Source organism: Streptomyces angustmyceticus (assembly GCF_040701845.1).
GTDB lineage: Bacteria > Actinomycetota > Actinomycetes > Streptomycetales > Streptomycetaceae > Streptomyces > Streptomyces angustmyceticus_A.
This window is the reverse complement of the sequence record NZ_JBFBHQ010000036.1, coordinates 33713-49988: the sequence shown is the minus strand read 5'-3', so window position 1 is coordinate 49988 and position 16276 is coordinate 33713. Positions and strand designations below refer to the sequence as shown.

Genomic DNA, 16276 nt, shown 5'->3' with positions numbered 1-16276 from the left:
GTGGGACGTAAAGCGAAGCAGTCCCACACACCGGCCCCGCAGGCCCGTCACCGCACCCACAGCCCCGCGCAGCGGACCCCGCCCGCCGCAGGCGCCACGGCGGGCGCACCAGCCCCGCGCAGCGGCACCGCAGCGGACCCGCCCGCCGCAGGCGCAACGGCGAGCAACCCCCACGACGGGAAAGCCAAAAACGTGGGCCGCAAGCAAAGCGCAGCGAAACCCACGGCGGGAAAGCCAAAAGCGTGGGAATTACTCGGTGATCGCCGCGGAGAATTGCGCCGCATAGAGCCGCGCATACGCGCCGTTCGCCGCCAACAGCGCTCCATGGGCGCCTTGTTCGACGATGGCGCCGTTCTCCATGACGAGGATGACGTCCGCGTCGCGGATCGTGGACAGGCGGTGGGCGATGACGAAGCTGGTGCGGCCGGTGCGGAGCTGGGCCATGGCGTGCTGGATGAGGACCTCGGTGCGGGTGTCGACCGAGCTGGTGGCCTCGTCGAGGACGAGGATCGCGGGTTCGGCGAGGAAGGCGCGGGCGATGGTGATCAGCTGCTTCTCGCCGGCGGAGACGTTGCCGCCCTCGTCGTCGAGCACCGTGTCGTAGCCGTCCGGCAGGGTCCGCACGAAGCGGTCGACGTGGGTGGCCCTGGCGGCCTCGACGATCTTGTCCATGGGGGTGCCGGCGGGGGCTCCGTAGGCGATGTTCTCCGCGATGGTGCCGCCGAAGAGCCAGGTGTCCTGGAGGACCATGCCGATGTGGGAGCGCAGTTCCTCGCGCGACATCGCCGCGATGTCGGTGCCGTCGAGGGTGATGCGGCCGCCGCGCACCTCGTAGAAGCGCATCAGGAGGTTGACGAGGGTGGTCTTGCCGGCGCCGGTCGGGCCGACGATGGCCACGGTCTGGCCGGGGTGGACGGCCAGGGACAGGTTCTCGATGAGCGGCTTGTCGGCGGCGTAGCGGAAGGAGACGTCCTCGAACGCGACCCGGCCCTCGACGCGGTCGGGCCGGGCGGGGTGCTCGGCGTCGGGGGCCTGCTCCTCGGCGTCGAGGAGTTCGAAGACCCGCTCGGCGGAGGCGACTCCGGACTGGACGAGGTTGGCCATCGAGGCGACCTGGGTCAGCGGCTGGCTGAACTGCCGGGAGTACTGGACGAAGGCCTGGACGTCGCCGATGGACAGGGCGCCGGAGGCGACCCGCAGACCGCCGACGACCGCCACGAGGACGTAGTTGAGGTTGCCGATGAACATCATCGCGGGCTGGATGATCCCGGAGATGAACTGGGCCTTGAACCCGGCGGCGTAGAGCGCCTCGTTCTGTTCGCGGAACAGCTCGGCGGACTCCCGCCGGCGGCCGAAGACCTTCACCAGGCTGTGGCCGGTGTACATCTCCTCGATGTGCGCGTTGAGCTTGCCGGTGGTCTTCCACTGCTGGACGAACTGGGGCTGGGCGCGCTTGCCGACCTGGGTGGCGACGACGACCGAGACCGGGACCGTGACCAGGGCGACCAGCGCCAGCAGCCACGAGATCCAGAACATCACGACGAGCACCCCGACGATGGTCAGCAGCGAGGCGACGATCTGGCTGAGGGTCTGCTGCAGCGTCTGCTGGATGTTGTCGATGTCGTTGGTCGCCCGGGAGAGCACCTCGCCGCGCTGCTGCTTGTCGAAGTAGCTCAGCGGGAGCCGGGCGAGCTTCTCCTCGACCTGTTCGCGCAGGCGCAGGACCGTGCGCTGGACGACGCGGGTGGCGATCCTGGCCTGGACGAAGCCGAACAGGGAGGCACCCGCGTAGATCAGGGCGACCCAGAGCAGGACCTGTCCGACGGCGCCGAAGTCGATGCCGTGGCCGGGGGTGACCGGCATCGTGCCGATCATGTCGGCGAGCCCGCCCTGGCCGTGCGCGCGCAGTTGGGCCGCGGCCTGCTCCTTGGTGACGCCGGCGGGCAGCCGGCGGCCGATGACGCCGGACACGATCAGGTCGGTGGCGTGGCCGAGGACCTTGGGGCCGACGACCGTGAGCCCCACGCTCAGCACGCCCAGCACCAGCGCGACGAGCATGACGCCGCGCTCGGGCCGCATCTGGGCCAGCAGCCGGGTGCCGGAGCCCTTGAAGTCCATGGACTTCTCGGTGGGCTGGCCGCCCATGATCCGGGCGGGCCCGGCTGCGGGGGCGGGTCCTCGTGGCGGGGCCTGGCGGGGTGTCGCCCCGGCGGCCGCGGGGGCCGCGCCGCTCTTGTCCGCGGTGGTCACGCCGCCTCCTGCTCGGTGAGCTGGGAGAGCACGATCTCCCGGTAGGTCTCGTTGCCGGCCATCAGCTCGGCATGGGTGCCGGTGCCGACGACCCGGCCCTCGTCGAGGACCACGATCCGGTCGGCGACGCGGATCGTGGCGACCCGCTGGGCGACGATCACCACCGTCGCGCGGTCGGTCTCGCGGGCCAGCGCGGCCCGCAGTGCCGCGTCCGTCGCGTAGTCCAGCGCGGAGAAGGAGTCGTCGAAGAGGTAGATCTCGGGGCGCCGCACCAGGGCGCGGGCGATGGCCAGCCGCTGGCGCTGGCCGCCGGAGACGTTGCCGCCGCCCTGGGCGATGGGCGCGTCCAGGCCGCCTTCCATCCGCTCGACGAAGTCGCGCGCCTGGGCGGTCTCCAGGGCGTGCCACAGCTCGTCGTCGGTGGCGTCGGGGTTGCCGTAGCGCAGGTTGGTGGCGACGGTGCCGGAGAAGAGGTACGGCTTCTGCGGGACCAGGCCGATGGCCCTGGCCAGGGTCTCCTGGTCGAGGGTGCGGACGTCCTCGCCGTCGACCAGGACCGCGCCGCCGGTCGCGTCGAACAGCCGCGGTACGAGCCCCAGGAGGGTCGACTTGCCGGAGCCGGTCGAGCCGATGACGGCGGTGGTCTCGCCGGGGCGGGCGGTGAGCGAGATGTCCTTGAGGACCGGCTGCTCGGCGCCGGGGAAGCGGAACTCGACGCCGCGCAGTTCCAGTTCGCCGTGGCGGCGGAGTTCGGTGACGGGGTGCTGGGGCGGGGTGACGCTGGAGTCGGTCGCCAGCACCTCCTGGATGCGTTCGGCGCAGACCTCGGCGCGCGGCAGCATCATCACCATGAACGTCGCCATCATGATCGACATCAGGATGTACATGAGGTAGCTGAGGAACGCCGTCAGCGCGCCGATCTGCATCGACCCGCTGTCGATGCGCAGCCCGCCGAACCAGACGACGGCCACGCTGGAGAGGTTCACGATCAGCATGACCAGCGGGAACATCATCGACATCAGCCGGCCGGCGCGCAGCGACACCTCGTAGAGGTCGGTGTTGGCCCCGGCGAACCGCTCGCGCTCGTGCCGGTCGCGGACGAACGCGCGGATGACGCGGATGCCGGTGATCTGCTCGCGCAGCACGCGGTTGACGGTGTCGATGCGCTCCTGCACCCCGCGGAACAGCGGACGCATCCGGCGCACGATCAGTGAGACGAGGATCCCGAGGACCGGGACGATGACCAGGAGGAGGCCGGACAGCGGCACGTCCTGGTTGAGCGCCATGATGACGCCGCCGACGCACATGATCGGCGCCGAGACCATCATCGTGAACGTCATCAGGACCAGCATCTGGACCTGCTGGACGTCGTTGGTGGTGCGGGTGATCAGCGACGGCGCGCCGAACGCGCCCACCTCGCGGGCGGAGAAGGACTGCACCCGGTCGAACACCGCGGCACGGATGTCCCGGCCCAGCGCCATGGCCGTGCGGGCACCGAAGTAGACGGCGCCGATCGCGCAGACGATCTGCAGGAGGGTGACGGCGGCCATGAAACCGCCGACGCCGAGGATGTAGCCCGTGTCCCCCTTCACGACACCGTTGTCGATGATGTCGGCGTTGAGGGTGGGCAGGTAGAGGGTTGCCAGGGTCTGGATCAGCTGGAGCAGCACGATCACGGATATCGAGCGCCTGTGGGGCCGCAAATGCGCCCGCGCGAGTCGGACCAACACGCCCTGAGCCTAGGCGAACACTTGCCCTCGGCAATCGAATTTCCGGTGTCCGCCCCGCACGGCCGGGAGCCTTTGCCAGAACTTGCCCGGAGCCGGGTCACCCGCCGCGTAGGCCATCATGGAGGCGGCAACGACGGGGCCCGCTCCCACGGGGCGTCCCCCCGACCGACACGACGAAGAGGCCGCCGTGACAACAACTGGCACCGTGCGCTACTGGGCCGCGGCCAAGGCCGCCGCCGGCACGGCAGAGGAGCCCTATGCGGCGGCGACGCTCGCCGAGGCGCTCGACGCGGCGCGTGCGGCGCATGCCGCGAACCCCGAGTTCGCGCGCGTCCTGCTGCGCTGCTCGTTCCTGGTGGACGGCGATCCGGTCGGCACCCGTGACCACGGGGCGGTGCCGCTGGCCGAGGGCGGCACCGTCGAGGTCCTGCCGCCGTTCGCGGGAGGGTGAACACACGAGCATGAGCGACAACCAGCCGCAGCACCGCAATCCGTACGAGCCGCACGACCCCTATGCGCAGCAGCCGCCGTACGGCCGGCCGGCCCCGCAGGCCCCGCAGACGCCGTACGGGCAGCAGGCACCGTACGAGCACCCGGCGCCCTACGGTCAGCAGCAGCCGTACGGACAGCAGGCCGCCCACGGCCAGCAGCAGGCGTACGGTCAGCAGCCGTCCTACGGTCAGCAGGCCCACGACCCCGCCGCGCAGCAGCCGGGGGCCGAGCCGTACGGGTACGGCCGGCCGCACGGCCAGCACGGCCGGCCCGGCCCCGGTCGGCCGGGGCCCGACCCGTACGGACGGGACGCCTACGGGCGCGGCCAGTACGGCCACGAGGCCTACGGACAGCAGCAGCCGCACCGGCAGCCGCCGCCCCAGCAGCCGCAACCGCCGCAGCGACCGGCCCACGGCCAGGACGTCCACGGCGCCCCGCACCCCGCGGAGACCGCGCCGCTGCCCACCCAGCACCAGACCGCCCGCGCGGCCGACGAGCCGTACGCCCGCCGGCACCCGCAGCAGACCGGGCCGGGTCCCGGCGCGCCGGCTCCGGCCGCGGCCGCGCCGGTCTCCGCCGGAGCCGTCTCCGCCGCGTCGGTCTCCTCCGCTCCGCTCGCGCCCAACCAGCGGGCCCGCGCCGAGGGCCGCTCGCCGATCATCCCGCCCGGCATCCAGCCGGCCGCGCTGACCGCGGGGCTCGCCCTGCTGCTGGCGCTGACCGCGCCGCTGGGCCGCCCGGTGCTGGCCGTGCCGGTGGCGCTGCTGCAGGCCGTCACCGCCGCCGGCTGGTTCCGGCTCAACGGCATGTGGCCGGCCCGCCAGGGCATCGCGCTCGCCTTCCTGGGCGGCCTGACCACCGATGTCGCGCTGCTCGCCACCGACCGCGCGAGCGCGCCGCTGGTCGGCATCGGCACCCTCGGGGTGTGGTGCCTGCTCGTCCTCGTCCTCCAGCTGCGCAACCGCAGCAGCGCCGACGAGCGGATGTACGCGCTGACCGCGGGCCTGACCTCGTCCGCTCTCGCGGTGCTCGCGGGCGGCCACCTCGCGGCGAGCCCGCACGCGGTGGTGGTCGGCGCCTGTGCGGTCGCGGTGGCCACCCTCGCCCGGGCGCTGCCGCTGCCCCCGGCCGCCTCGATCGGCATCTGCCTGGTGGCCGCGGCGGGCGCCGGTATCGCGGCCGGGCAGCTGACCGGCCTCGGCGCGTCCGGCGCGCTGCTGGGCCTGGCGGCCGGCGGCTGCGCCCTCATCGGCCTGCGGGTGGCCAGCTACGACTACCCCTCCCGCTTCGTCCACATGACGGCGGGCGTGGCCCTGCCGCTGGCCCTGGCCGCCCCCGCGGTCTACGTCCTGGGCCGGACGCTGGGCTAGCCCGGCGCGAAGGCCGTGAGCGACACCGGGCGGCGGCCGCCGGAAGCGCCTCTGGCGCGTTCCGGCGGCCGCCGCTCCCGCTTCCCCGAGCACGTCGTCTAGGCTCCCCCGGAACGCAGGCAGGGGGCCTGCTCGGACGCGGCCGGGATCCGGCCCAGGTGTGGGGGAAGTGGTTCGATGCGTGCACTTCGTGTGCTGGTGATCCTCGTCGTCATATTCGGCGGGCTGTTCGTGGCCGCCGACCGGGTGGCGGTGAATCTGGCCGAGGACATGGCCGCGGACAAGATCCGCGGCAGCCAGGGGCTCGACAAGGACCCGGTGGTCTCGATCAAGGGCTTCCCGTTCCTGACCCAGGTCGCCGGCCGCAGCCTCCAGGAAGTCGACGCCGACCTCGGGGGCATCGAGGCCCGCGCCCAGGGGCACGCGCTGCGCATCGACCAGCTGTCGGCGCAGTTCCACGACGTCGCGCTGAGCAGCGACTACACCTCCATCGAGAGCGCCGCCACGGCCACCGGCAACGCCCGGATCAACTACGCCGACCTGACCCGGGCGGCGGGCGGCGGCGTCAAGATCGGCTACGGCGGGCAGAAGGACGGCCGCAGCCAGGTCAAGATCTCGCCGAACATCCCGGTCCTCAGCTCGCTGGACGTGACCGGCTCCATCACGATCGTGGGCGGCAACACCGTCCGGCTGCGCGCCGACGGGCTCCCCGGGATGTGCCGGGCACTGCCCGGCTGTGAGGCCAAGGTCCGCGCCCAGACCGACCACGACTGGAAGCTGGACCAGCTGCCCGGCAACCTGAAGCTGGAGAAGGTCGTGACGACCTCCGAGGGCCTCTCGATCTCCGCCGCCGGCAAGGACGTCAAGCTCCCCGGCTGACCGGACGGCCGCGGCGGGCCGCCCCACCGGTCCGCCGCCCTCGGCATCGCGTCCAATCCCTGAGACACCCCGGTCCGTACGCCAGACCCCCCACCGGCGAACGGCCGCCCGGGACCCGCGGGCACCTGCCCCGGAGCCTCACCGATCCCATATTGCGGACAAACGCGTCTCGCCATTCGACACGCCGGTGACACGCCCCGCCCCGCGTCCCTACGATCGGTGCCATGCAGAGCTCATTGAGCGGTCTCCGTCCCCGGGGACGTGCGGTACTGACGAAGCGGCGGGCAGTAGACCTGTGCCGCGTCGCCGCCATGCTCTGTCGCCCTGTCTGACGGGCCGTTCCCTCCCGTCGTTCCCCAGGCCGGCCTCCTGAGGCCGCCGCCACGCGTCCCGGCGCAGCGCCGCCCCGGAACCCCGTCCGGACGTCACCGGCCGCGCGCCCGGCGTAACCGCGTGCAACTCTGCCACTGCCCCCCGTAACTGCCCCGGAGGAGAAGAACATGAGCCGTAGCGACGTCCTCGTAGACGCCGACTGGGTCGAGGCCCACCTCGAGGACCCCAAGGTCGTCCTGGTCGAGGTTGACGAGGACACCTCGGCCTACGACAAGAACCACATCAAGAACGCCGTCCGGATCGACTGGAAGCAGGACCTCCAGGACCCGGTCCGCCGAGACTTCGTCGACCAGGAGGGCTTCGAGAAGCTGCTCTCCGCCAAGGGCATCGGCAACGACGACACCGTGGTCCTCTACGGCGGCAACAACAACTGGTTCGCCTCCTACGCCTACTGGTACTTCAAGCTCTACGGCCACGGCAGCGTCAAGCTGCTCGACGGCGGCCGCAAGAAGTGGGAGCTGGACTCGCGCGACCTGGTCGACGGCTCCGAGGTGCCCGAGCGCCCGGCCACCGACTACAAGGCCAAGGCCCAGGACACCTCCATCCGCGCCTTCCGGGACGACGTCGTCGCCGCGATCGACAACCTCAACCTGGTCGACGTGCGCTCCCCCGACGAGTTCAGCGGCAAGCTGCTCGCCCCGGCGCACCTCCCGCAGGAGCAGTCGCAGCGCCCCGGCCACGTGCCCAGCGCCCGCAACATCCCGTGGTCGAAGAACGCCAACGACGACGGCACCTTCAAGTCGGACGACGAGCTCAAGGCCCTCTACGAGGGCGAGTCGGTGGACCTCGCCAAGGACACCATCGCCTACTGCCGCATCGGTGAGCGCTCCGCGCTGACCTGGTTCGTCCTGCACGAGCTGCTCGGCCAGAGCAACGTCAAGAACTACGACGGCTCCTGGACCGAGTACGGCTCGCTGGTGGGCGTCCCGATCGAGCTCGGCGCCAACAAGTAAGCAAGCAGCTTCTCCCCCGACCCTCAAGGAAGTACCCCTATGTGTGGAGCACAGGCCGGCGGCCCGGACGCCTCGACCATCAAGCCCGGTGAGACCACGATCCAGGGCAGCGTGACCCGCGACGGCGAGCCCGTCACCGGTTACGTCCGCCTCCTGGACAGCACCGGTGAGTTCACCGCCGAGGTTCCCACCTCCGCGACCGGACAGTTCCGCTTCTACGCGGCCGAGGGCACCTGGACGCTGCGTGCGCTCGTCCCGGGCGGCACCGCCGACCGCACCGTCGTCGCCCAGCAGGGCGGCCTGGCGGAGGTGGCCATCGCCGTCTGACGGCGGCCGTGGCCGCGCTCCGCAACAGGGGCCGTCGCCACGATGCAGACGGCCGGAGGGCCGCACCCCAGGGGTTTGGACGCCTTGGCCGGGGATGCGGCCCTCCGTGCCGTTCACGGCCCCGACGAGGGGTTCCCCGCCGACTTCTGTCCGGCCCCGCACGGACTTACCGTGGAGGCATGGACGCGCACCGCCGGTCGCCCGTACAGCGCCGCCATCGCAGGTACTTCGTCCTGATGGGCGTGTGCCTGGTGCTGTTCGTCCTGGCGTGGGGCGTGGTGCGGCTGTGGTCGGTGCCGGCCGCGGTGGGCATGTGCGTCGTCGCCATGGTCATCCCGCCCGTCGCGGCGATCATCGGCAACCGCAGGGAGCCCGGCGAGCGCTGGTGGGACGAGTCCGGCGACCCGGAGTCCGACCGCTGGTGGCGCGAGCTGGACGACCGGGGCGACGACAAACACCCCCAGTAGGCCCCGCGGGGCTCCCGCCGGCTCAGTACACCAGCGCCTGGACGTCGTCCGGCATGATCTCGCTGACGAACAGCTGGGAACCGGCGATCCCGGCCCCCTCGATCAGGTCCTTCTGCTCGATGTCGCGCCGGGCCGCGCACTGGGTGCAGACCGTGATCGCGCCGCCGCCGGCCCGGATGCCGTCGATCAGCTCCGGCAGGGGCGCCGCGTGCGGCAGCTCGAACTCCGCCGCCCGCCCCGGCAGCGCGAACCACACCGATTCCCCGGTCAGCCACAGCGACACCTCGACGCCGCTGGCCACCGCCACCGCCGCCACCGTGAACGCCTGCGAGCACCGCTCGGGCGCATCCGCACCCGCCGTCACCTTGATCACGAGCTTCTTCGCCATGGGGCAAGAGTAGGGGCGGTGGACCTCACAGCGCCGTTGTCACCGCCGCCGACTAGACTCTCAGGCGGTCCGTTACACCCTCACTCCGTTCAGGGAGCGCGCTCGTGCTTGAGGCATTCTTCACCACCCTGCTGGTTCTGGTCGCCGTCGGCGTGATCGCGTTCGCCGGTCTGACCTGGAAGAAGCTGTACCAGGGCCAGCGCTGAGCCTCGCTCCCCGGCCACCGGCGGGTGGCAGGTCCCCAGCCTCTGCGGGGCGCACCGCGCGTCCCTGTCGGTTCCCCTCCACATAGATCGTCTGAGCTCTCATGATCGAGATCCCGTCCGACCTGAACCCGGCCCTGGTGCCGCTCGCCTTCCTCCTCGGCAAGTGGGAGGGCGCCGGCGTCGCCGACTTCCCGGGCACCGAGAAGTGCAATTTCGGGCAGGAGGTCAGCTTCACCCACGACGGCCGCGACTTCCTGGAGTACACCTCGCACAGCTGGGTGCTCGACGCCGAGGGCAAGAAGGTCCGCCCGCTGGAGACCGAGACCGGCTACTGGCGCATCGACGCGGACCGCAAGGTCGAGATCGTGATGTGCCGCGACCAGGGCGTGGTGGAGGTCTGGTACGGCGAGCTGGCCGACCAGAAGCCGCAGATCGACCTGGCCACCGACGCGATCGCCCGCACCGCGGCCTCCGGCCCGTACAGCGGCGGCAAGCGGCTCTACGGCTACGTCAACAGCGACCTGATGTGGGTCGGCGAGAAGGCCACCCCGGACGTCCCGCTGCGGCCGTACATGTCGGCGCACCTGAAGAAGGTCGCCGACCTCAAGGAGTGGGCGGAGAGCCTCCCCGACGACATGCCGGACGGGGTCTCCTTCTTCCGCCCGGACGGCACGCCCTACAACCCGTAAGCCGCCGGGAGGGCCCTGCCCTCCTTGCCAGCGCCCCGCGGGGGAAGCCGGTCGAAGTCCGGCGCTGACCCGCAACGGTAGGCGGAAGGCATCCTTCCGTAAGCCCGATCGCCCGTGGTGCGCTCCGCTTCCCGCACAACTCGCCGTGGACTGCGAGGGGACGCCACCGGACCCGCACGGTCCCGGTCCGCTCCTCGGTACGTACGAACGCGGCCCCGACCCCGAGGCGGCCGACCGACCGTGGCGACCCCCACCGCGCACCCGACGCCCGCCCGGGCCGGCGCACCGCCGCCGCCCCGGCGGCTGCCCGTACCGCTCCTGCTCGCCGTGCTCACCGCCGTGCTGCTGGTGTCCCTGCTGTGCGGGACCGGGCTCGGCGCCGCCGGTCCGAGCTGGGCCGAGGCGCTGCGCTATGCGGGCGCCGGGCTGACCGGCGGGACGATCTCGTCCGACGAGGTCTCCGCGTACACCATCGTGTGGGAGCTGCGCCTGCCCCGGGCCGTCCTGGCGGCCGTCGTCGGCGCCGGGCTCTCCGCCATCGGCGTCGCCGTGCAGGCCCTGGTCCGCAACGCCCTCGCCGACCCGTTCGTCCTCGGCATCTCCTCCGGCGCCGCCGTCGGCGCCAACGCCGTCCTGCTCTTCGGGGCGCTCGGCTCCCTGGGCGTCTGGGCGCTGTCGGTGTCGGCGTTCGTCTCGGCGCTGATCGCCATGGCCCTGGTCTACGCGGCCGCCCGCACCGCCCACGGCCTCACCCCGCTGCGCCTGGTGCTGACCGGCACCGCGATGTACTACGGCTTCTCCGCCGTCACCACCCTCATGGTCTTCACCGCCGACCGCGGTGAGGCGGCCCGCTCGGCGATGATGTGGCTGCTCGGGAGCCTGAGCGGGGCCGGCTGGGGCTCGCTGCCGATCGCCGCCGCCGCGGTGGCCGCCGCGCTGGCCCATCTGCTGCTCTCCGCGGGCCGGTTGAACGCCCTGGCGATGGGCGACGAGACCGCCGCCGCCCTGGGCGTGGACCCGCACCGGCTGCGCCGCGAGCTGTTCGTCGTCGCGGCCGCCGTCACCGGCGCGGTGGTCGCGGTCAGCGGCGCGATCGGCTTCGTCGGGCTGATGGTGCCGCATGCGGCCCGGATGCTGGTGGGCGCCGACCACCGCCGGGTGCTGGCCGTCGCGCCGCTGCTGGGGGCGGTGCTGCTGGTGTGGGTCGACCTGCTCTCGCGGGTGCTGCTGGCGCCCGTCGAGCTGCCGGTGGGCGTGCTCACCGCCGTCCTCGGCGTGCCCTGCTTCGTGCTGCTGATGCGGCGGCGCGGCTACACCTTCGGGGGCGGTGCCTGATGCGGATCGATCTCACCGGGGTGTCCGTGGAGGTGGCCGGGAGACGGCTGGTCCACGACGTCACGCTGCGGGCCGGCAGTGGCCGGATGGTCGGCCTGGTCGGCCCCAACGGCAGCGGCAAATCGACCCTGTTGCGCTGTGTCTACCGCGCGCTGCGCCCGGCCGCCGGGACCGTCCGGCTGGACGGCGCCGACCTGCACGCCATGGACGCGCGCGAGGGCGCCCGGCTGCTGGCCGCGCTGCCCCAGGAGGCGGGTACGGAGTTCGACTTCACCGTGGCCGAGGTCGTCGCGATGGGGCGGCTGCCGCACCAGCGCGGCGCGGGCCGGGCGAGCGCCGAGGACACCGCGCGGTGCGCGCGGGCGCTGGCCCGGGTCGGCGCCGGCCACCTGGCCGGGCGCGGCTTCCTCGGCCTGTCCGGCGGGGAGAAGCAGCGGGTGCTGATCGCCCGCGCGCTGGCCCAGGACCCGCGGGTGCTGGTCCTCGACGAGCCGACCAACCACCTCGACATCGCCCAGCAGTTGGAGGTGCTGGCGCTGGTGCGGGCCGGGGACGCCTCCCCCGATGCGCCTGCCGGGGACGGCCGGGCCGGGGAGTCCGGGGGACGCCTGACGGTGCTCACCGCGCTGCACGACCTCAACCTGGCCGCCCGGTACTGCGACGAGCTGTACGTCCTCGCCCACGGCCGGATCGCCGCCGCGGGCCCGCCGTACGACGTCCTCACCCCCGAGCTGCTCGCCGAGGTCTTCGGCGTCCGCGCCCACCGCGTACGGCATCCCGAAACGGGCGCCGTCCAGCTGCTGTTCGACCGTCTCACCGCCCCCGCCCCCGACTCCTGAGGACCTGGCCATGCGCCGCTCCACCGTCCCGTTCACCGTCCTCGCCCTCGCCCTCGCCCTGACCGGCTGCGGCGCGAAGGTCTCCGGCGACGGCACGAACGACGCCGCCGGCCGGCACCCCGCCAAGGCCTCCGGCCGCTACCCCGTCACCGTCGAGAACTGCGGCACCACCACCACGTACGACAAGGCCCCGCGCCGGGTCGTCACCAACGACGTCGGCATCACCGAGATCATGTTCGCGCTGGGCCTGGAGGACCGGATGGCCGGCTACGCCATGCCCGACGACAAGGGCGACCTGGACGGCCTCCCCTGGAAGCACGCGTACGACACGGTCCCCCGGCTCTCCGAGAAGGCGCTCACCAAGGAGCTGGTCCTCGGCGCCCGCGCCGACCTGGTCTTCGCGGGCTGGAACTACGGCTTCGGCGAGGACACCGGCCTGACCCCGGCCGCCCTGAAGAAGCTCGGCATCGGCAGCTATGTGCTGACCGAGTCCTGCCACAACGGCACGGACGGCGGCGGCCGCGGGGTCATGCCGCCCCTGGACGCGCTCTACACCGACCTGACGACGCTCGGGAAGATCTTCGGCGTCGAGGAGCGGGCCGAGGCCCTGGTGAGGAAGTACAGGAAGCAGGTGGCCGACGCCGCCGCCAAGGCCCCCGCGCCCGGCCGGCGTCCCTCCGTCTTCCTCTACGACGACGGCCGCGACAAGCCGTTCACCTCGGGCAAGTACGCCGGGCCGCACGACATCATCACCAAGGCGGGCGGCGACCACGTCATGAAGGACCTCGCCGACTCCTGGACGACCGTCGGCTGGGAGACCGTCGTCGACCGCCGCCCCGACGTCATCGTGATCAACAACTACGGCGACACCTCCGCCGCGCAGAAGAAGGCGTTCCTGGAGTCCTACCCGCCACTCGCCGACGTCCCGGCCGTCAAGCACCACCGGATCTACGTCATGGACTACGCCGAACTCGTCGAGAGCCCCCGCAACCCCGCCGCCGTGAGCGACCTGGCCCGCTACCTGCGCGGCGTGCGCACGGGCGGCTGAGGCGTCGGGCCCGCCCCCGCCCGCCGCCCGTCCTCCTACACTGGGCGTGTGGTGACCACCGACTGGCAGAGCGACCTCCGCAGGCGCGGATACCGCCTGACCCCGCAGCGTCAGCTCGTGCTGGAGGCTGTGGACAGGCTGGAGCACGCCACCCCCGACGACATCCTCACCGAGGTGCGCAAGACCGCGGGCGGGGTGAACATCTCCACGGTCTACCGGACCCTGGAACTCCTCGAAGAGCTGGGCCTGGTCAGCCACGCCCACCTCGGACACGGCGCCCCCACCTACCACCTCGCCGACCGCCACCACCACATCCACCTGGTGTGCCGGGACTGCTCGGAGGTCATCGAGGCGGATCTGTCGGTGGCCGAACCGTTCACGGCGCAGCTGCGCGCACAGTTCGGCTTCGAGACGGACATGAAGCACTTCGCGATCTTCGGGCGCTGTGCGGCCTGCCGGGACAAGGCCGCCCAGGGCGACGGCTGAGGCAACGGCGGGTGGGTCGTAGGCTGGTCCCATGCTGCGACCATCACCCGCCAGCCCCCTGCTGTCGCTGCCCGGCGCCGTCCCCGCCGAGGCTCCCGACGAAGGCGTCGCCGCGCACTACGGAGACCTCTTCCGTGAACAGCGCGCCCTCGCCGACGGATCCGGCTTCGTGGACCTCTCCCACCGCGGCGTGGTCACCGTCACCGGCCCCGAACGGCTGAGCTGGCTGCATCTGCTGCTCACCCAGCACGTCAGCGATCTCGCGCCCGGCCATGCCACCGAGGCGCTGATCCTGTCCGCGCACGGCCACATCGAGCACGCCCTCTACCTCGTCGACGACGGCGAGACGACGTGGATGCACACCGAGCCCGGCCGGCAGGAGGCGGTGATCGCCTACCTGGAGAGCATGAAGTTCTTCTACCGGGTCGACGTCGCCGACCGCACGGACGAGATCGCCGTCGTCCATCTGCCGGCCGGCTCCATCGCCGAGGCACCCGCCGACGCCGTCGTACGCGAGACCGCGCACGGCCGCGACCTGTTCCTGCCCCGCGCCGGGCTGGAGCCGTTCGCCGCCGCTCACGGTCCGGCGGTCGGCGTCCTGGCGCTGGAGGCGCTGCGCGTCGAGGCCCACCGCCCCCGGCTGGGCCTGGAGACCGACCACCGCACCATCCCGCACGAGCTGGGCTGGATCGGCACCGCCGTGCACCTCCAGAAGGGCTGCTACCGCGGCCAGGAGACCGTCGCCCGGGTCCACAACCTGGGCAAGCCGCCGCGCCGGCTGGTGTTCTTGCACCTGGACGGCAGCGAGGTCCATCTGCCGCCGCACGGCACCCCCGTCCGTCTCGCCGCGGACGGCGAGGAGGGCCGGCAGCTCGGCTTCGTCACCACCTCGGTCCGCCACCACGAACTCGGCCCGATCGCGCTGGCCCTGGTCAAGCGGAACGTGCCGCTGGACGCGCAGCTGATGGCGGGCGGCACGGCGGCGGCGCAGGAGACCGTGGTCGAGCCGTAGCACGCCCCGCCCGGCGCGGCCGGCCCGCGCCGGGCTCCTCCGGGAGGCTGCCTACACCTCGACCAGCACCGTGAACGGCCCGTCGTTGGTGAGCGACACCTTCATGTCCGCACCGAAGCGTCCGGTCTCCACCTGGGCGCCCAGCGCCCGCAGCTGCGCGACGACCTCGTCGACCAGCGGCTCGGCGACCGGCCCCGGGGCCGCGGCGTTCCAGGTGGGACGGCGCCCCTTGCGGGCGTCACCGTAGAGAGTGAACTGGCTGATCACCAACAGCGGTGCGGCGGTGTCCGAGCAGGACTTCTCGCCCTCCAGGATCCGCACCGACCACAGCTTGCGGGCCAGCTGCGCCGCCTTCTCGGCGGTGTCCTCGTGCGTGACCCCCACCAGCACGCACAGCCCCGCACCGACGATCTCGCCGACCGTCTCGCCCGCCACCTCGACGCGGGCGCCGTCAACCCTTTGCACCACAGCTCGCATACCCGCCATCATGCCGGGCGGCCCACCGTCTTCGGACAGCCGTGCCCCTCCAGGGGCCGTTCGGGTGCCATGGCCCTGCAGAAGGACCGCCCAGAGTGGCACGATGCGTGCACGTGGTGCGTTTCATGGACAACATGCCCAGGAAGCGGCACCGGACGAGGGGACGGAACGATCCATGAGCACTCTCGGCGCCGGACAGACACCCGGTCCCGTACCAACCGCCCGTACGACACCGACCGGCCGGACGACCTCCACCGCCCCCACGACAGACCCCGCGCGTCCGGCCACCGCGCCACCACCCCCCACCGCCCTGACGACGACCACGGCAGCGGCTCGCGTCGAGCCCCCCGGCACCGAGGACGGTCCCATGCCCCAGGCAGACCAGGCGCAGCGCCCCCGCCCCCCGCAGCAGCGCGAGCCCTGCTCCCCGGCCACGACGCCCGACCTCTCCGGGCTGGGGCTGCCCGAGCTGCGGGTGGTGCGGCGCGACTCGCAGCAGGAAGAGGCCGATCTCAGCTATCTGCGGCGGCTGTTGCAGGGCCGGATCGACATCCTGCGCGCCGAGATCGCCCGCCGCTCCGCGCAGCACACCCCGCTGCTCGACCGGCTGCCGGAGATCCTCACGGACCTCCCCTCCCGGCAGCGCTCCTCGGCCCGGCACGTCACCGTCGGCACACCGCACGGCGAGGAGTACCGCCGGCTCGCCGAGGACATGCTCGGCGAGGTGGAGCTGTCCGACCTCACCGCGCGCACCGACGAGGAGCTGCAGGACGCCATGGGCCGGCTGATCCGCCACGAACAGCAGGTGTCGCGTCGCCGTCAGTCACTGCAGCGCACCACCGACGAGTGCAGTGCCGAAATCGCCCGAAGGTACCGTGAAGGCGAAGCGCAAGTAGACGACCTGCTGTCCTGACCGGGCCACCGGTCCGGGGGCG

General features: G+C 72.6%; 18 protein-coding genes. 14 read left to right on the top strand and 4 right to left on the bottom strand.

What is annotated here, in order from left to right; genetic code table 11:
* Positions 1 to 249 precede the first annotated feature (249 nt).
* Both AB0411_RS36010 and AB0411_RS36005 read right to left on the bottom strand, forming a co-directional pair.
* Positions 250 to 2145 carry an ABC transporter ATP-binding protein gene (locus AB0411_RS36010; protein ID WP_366421449.1) on the bottom strand — a complete coding sequence of 632 codons (1896 nt, stop codon included), beginning with the start codon at positions 2143 to 2145 and terminating at the stop codon, positions 250 to 252.
* Positions 2146 to 2246: 101 nt separating this feature from the next.
* Positions 2247 to 3980 (bottom strand): ABC transporter ATP-binding protein, encoded by a 1734-nt coding sequence (locus tag AB0411_RS36005; RefSeq protein ID WP_366421445.1) that lies wholly within the window; start codon positions 3978 to 3980, stop codon positions 2247 to 2249.
* Positions 3981 to 4185: 205 nt separating this feature from the next.
* Here AB0411_RS36005 and AB0411_RS36000 point away from each other — a divergent pair, with 205 nt between their 5' ends.
* From AB0411_RS36000 to AB0411_RS35970, 7 genes are all read left to right on the top strand, one after another.
* On the top strand, positions 4186 to 4431 hold the full coding sequence (locus AB0411_RS36000) for a MoaD/ThiS family protein (protein ID WP_093484552.1): 246 nt from the start codon (positions 4186 to 4188) through the stop codon (positions 4429 to 4431).
* A gap of 10 nt (positions 4432 to 4441) precedes the next feature.
* Positions 4442 to 5842: a hypothetical protein gene (locus AB0411_RS35995; protein WP_366421444.1), complete on the top strand. Its 1401-nt coding sequence runs from the start codon at positions 4442 to 4444 to the stop codon at positions 5840 to 5842.
* Between the two features lie 177 nt (positions 5843 to 6019).
* The gene (locus AB0411_RS35990) at positions 6020 to 6721 is read left to right on the top strand and encodes an LmeA family phospholipid-binding protein (RefSeq protein WP_366421443.1); all 702 of its coding nucleotides are present in this window, start codon (positions 6020 to 6022) and stop codon (positions 6719 to 6721) included.
* A gap of 224 nt (positions 6722 to 6945) precedes the next feature.
* The gene (locus AB0411_RS35985; protein WP_350252853.1) at positions 6946 to 7053 is read left to right on the top strand and encodes a putative leader peptide; all 108 of its coding nucleotides are present in this window, start codon (positions 6946 to 6948) and stop codon (positions 7051 to 7053) included.
* Positions 7054 to 7221: 168 nt separating this feature from the next.
* On the top strand, positions 7222 to 8067 hold the full coding sequence (locus AB0411_RS35980; protein WP_366421442.1) for a sulfurtransferase: 846 nt from the start codon (positions 7222 to 7224) through the stop codon (positions 8065 to 8067).
* A gap of 39 nt (positions 8068 to 8106) precedes the next feature.
* Positions 8107 to 8394: a DUF1416 domain-containing protein gene (locus AB0411_RS35975; RefSeq protein WP_030085405.1), complete on the top strand. Its 288-nt coding sequence runs from the start codon at positions 8107 to 8109 to the stop codon at positions 8392 to 8394.
* Between the two features lie 179 nt (positions 8395 to 8573).
* Positions 8574 to 8861: a DUF3099 domain-containing protein gene (locus AB0411_RS35970; protein ID WP_030085403.1), complete on the top strand. Its 288-nt coding sequence runs from the start codon at positions 8574 to 8576 to the stop codon at positions 8859 to 8861.
* Positions 8862 to 8883: 22 nt separating this feature from the next.
* On the opposite strand, the gene AB0411_RS35965 is transcribed toward AB0411_RS35970, so the two are convergent.
* Positions 8884 to 9249, bottom strand: coding sequence for a DsrE family protein (locus AB0411_RS35965; protein ID WP_086718474.1), 366 nt, complete (start codon positions 9247 to 9249; stop codon positions 8884 to 8886).
* Between the two features lie 307 nt (positions 9250 to 9556).
* On the opposite strand from AB0411_RS35965, the gene AB0411_RS35960 reads away from it, so the two are divergent.
* From AB0411_RS35960 to ygfZ, 6 genes are all read left to right on the top strand, one after another.
* Positions 9557 to 10144 (top strand): FABP family protein, encoded by a 588-nt coding sequence (locus tag AB0411_RS35960; protein ID WP_086718473.1) that lies wholly within the window; start codon positions 9557 to 9559, stop codon positions 10142 to 10144.
* A gap of 240 nt (positions 10145 to 10384) precedes the next feature.
* Positions 10385 to 11479 (top strand): FecCD family ABC transporter permease, encoded by a 1095-nt coding sequence (locus AB0411_RS35955; protein WP_366421441.1) that lies wholly within the window; start codon positions 10385 to 10387, stop codon positions 11477 to 11479.
* Positions 11479 to 12318 (top strand): ABC transporter ATP-binding protein, encoded by an 840-nt coding sequence (locus AB0411_RS35950; protein ID WP_366421440.1) that lies wholly within the window; start codon positions 11479 to 11481, stop codon positions 12316 to 12318. Before AB0411_RS35955 ends, AB0411_RS35950 begins: the two co-directional genes overlap by 1 nt.
* A 10-nt stretch (positions 12319 to 12328) precedes the next feature.
* Entirely contained in the window at positions 12329 to 13366 is a 1038-nt protein-coding gene (locus AB0411_RS35945; RefSeq protein WP_366421439.1) for an ABC transporter substrate-binding protein, read from the top strand.
* A 48-nt stretch (positions 13367 to 13414) separates the two neighbouring features.
* Positions 13415 to 13852, top strand: coding sequence for a Fur family transcriptional regulator (locus AB0411_RS35940; RefSeq protein WP_366421438.1), 438 nt, complete (start codon positions 13415 to 13417; stop codon positions 13850 to 13852).
* A gap of 31 nt (positions 13853 to 13883) precedes the next feature.
* Positions 13884 to 14864 carry a CAF17-like 4Fe-4S cluster assembly/insertion protein YgfZ gene (gene ygfZ, locus AB0411_RS35935; protein ID WP_366421437.1) on the top strand — a complete coding sequence of 327 codons (981 nt, stop codon included), beginning with the start codon at positions 13884 to 13886 and terminating at the stop codon, positions 14862 to 14864.
* 51 nt (positions 14865 to 14915) lie between these two features.
* Here ygfZ and dtd read toward each other — a convergent pair whose 3' ends face one another.
* Positions 14916 to 15341: a D-aminoacyl-tRNA deacylase gene (gene dtd / locus AB0411_RS35930; RefSeq protein ID WP_366421436.1), complete on the bottom strand. Its 426-nt coding sequence runs from the start codon at positions 15339 to 15341 to the stop codon at positions 14916 to 14918.
* Positions 15342 to 15708: 367 nt separating this feature from the next.
* On the opposite strand from dtd, the gene AB0411_RS35925 reads away from it, so the two are divergent.
* Positions 15709 to 16254 carry an RsiG family protein gene (locus tag AB0411_RS35925; protein WP_366421435.1) on the top strand — a complete coding sequence of 182 codons (546 nt, stop codon included), beginning with the start codon at positions 15709 to 15711 and terminating at the stop codon, positions 16252 to 16254.
* The last annotated feature ends 22 nt before the right edge of the window (positions 16255 to 16276 follow it).

Bases quoted from the DNA above. Each gene is read 5' to 3' on its own strand.
- AB0411_RS36010 (WP_366421449.1), bottom strand. From the start codon at position 2,145: ATGGGCGGCCAGCCCACCGAGAAGTCCATGGACTTCAAGGGCTCCGGC.
- AB0411_RS35995 (WP_366421444.1), top strand. From the start codon at position 4,442: ATGAGCGACAACCAGCCGCAGCACCGCAATCCGTACGAGCCGCACGAC.
- AB0411_RS35990 (WP_366421443.1), top strand. From the start codon at position 6,020: ATGCGTGCACTTCGTGTGCTGGTGATCCTCGTCGTCATATTCGGCGGG.
- AB0411_RS35985 (WP_350252853.1), top strand. From the start codon at position 6,946: ATGCAGAGCTCATTGAGCGGTCTCCGTCCCCGGGGACGTGCGGTACTG.
- AB0411_RS35980 (WP_366421442.1), top strand. From the start codon at position 7,222: ATGAGCCGTAGCGACGTCCTCGTAGACGCCGACTGGGTCGAGGCCCAC.
- AB0411_RS35975 (WP_030085405.1), top strand. From the start codon at position 8,107: ATGTGTGGAGCACAGGCCGGCGGCCCGGACGCCTCGACCATCAAGCCC.
- AB0411_RS35970 (WP_030085403.1), top strand. From the start codon at position 8,574: ATGGACGCGCACCGCCGGTCGCCCGTACAGCGCCGCCATCGCAGGTAC.
- AB0411_RS35965 (WP_086718474.1), bottom strand. From the start codon at position 9,249: ATGGCGAAGAAGCTCGTGATCAAGGTGACGGCGGGTGCGGATGCGCCC.
- AB0411_RS35960 (WP_086718473.1), top strand. From the start codon at position 9,557: ATGATCGAGATCCCGTCCGACCTGAACCCGGCCCTGGTGCCGCTCGCC.
- AB0411_RS35950 (WP_366421440.1), top strand. From the start codon at position 11,479: ATGCGGATCGATCTCACCGGGGTGTCCGTGGAGGTGGCCGGGAGACGG.
- AB0411_RS35945 (WP_366421439.1), top strand. From the start codon at position 12,329: ATGCGCCGCTCCACCGTCCCGTTCACCGTCCTCGCCCTCGCCCTCGCC.
- ygfZ (WP_366421437.1), top strand. From the start codon at position 13,884: ATGCTGCGACCATCACCCGCCAGCCCCCTGCTGTCGCTGCCCGGCGCC.
- dtd (WP_366421436.1), bottom strand. From the start codon at position 15,341: ATGCGAGCTGTGGTGCAAAGGGTTGACGGCGCCCGCGTCGAGGTGGCG.
- AB0411_RS35925 (WP_366421435.1), top strand. From the start codon at position 15,709: ATGCCCCAGGCAGACCAGGCGCAGCGCCCCCGCCCCCCGCAGCAGCGC.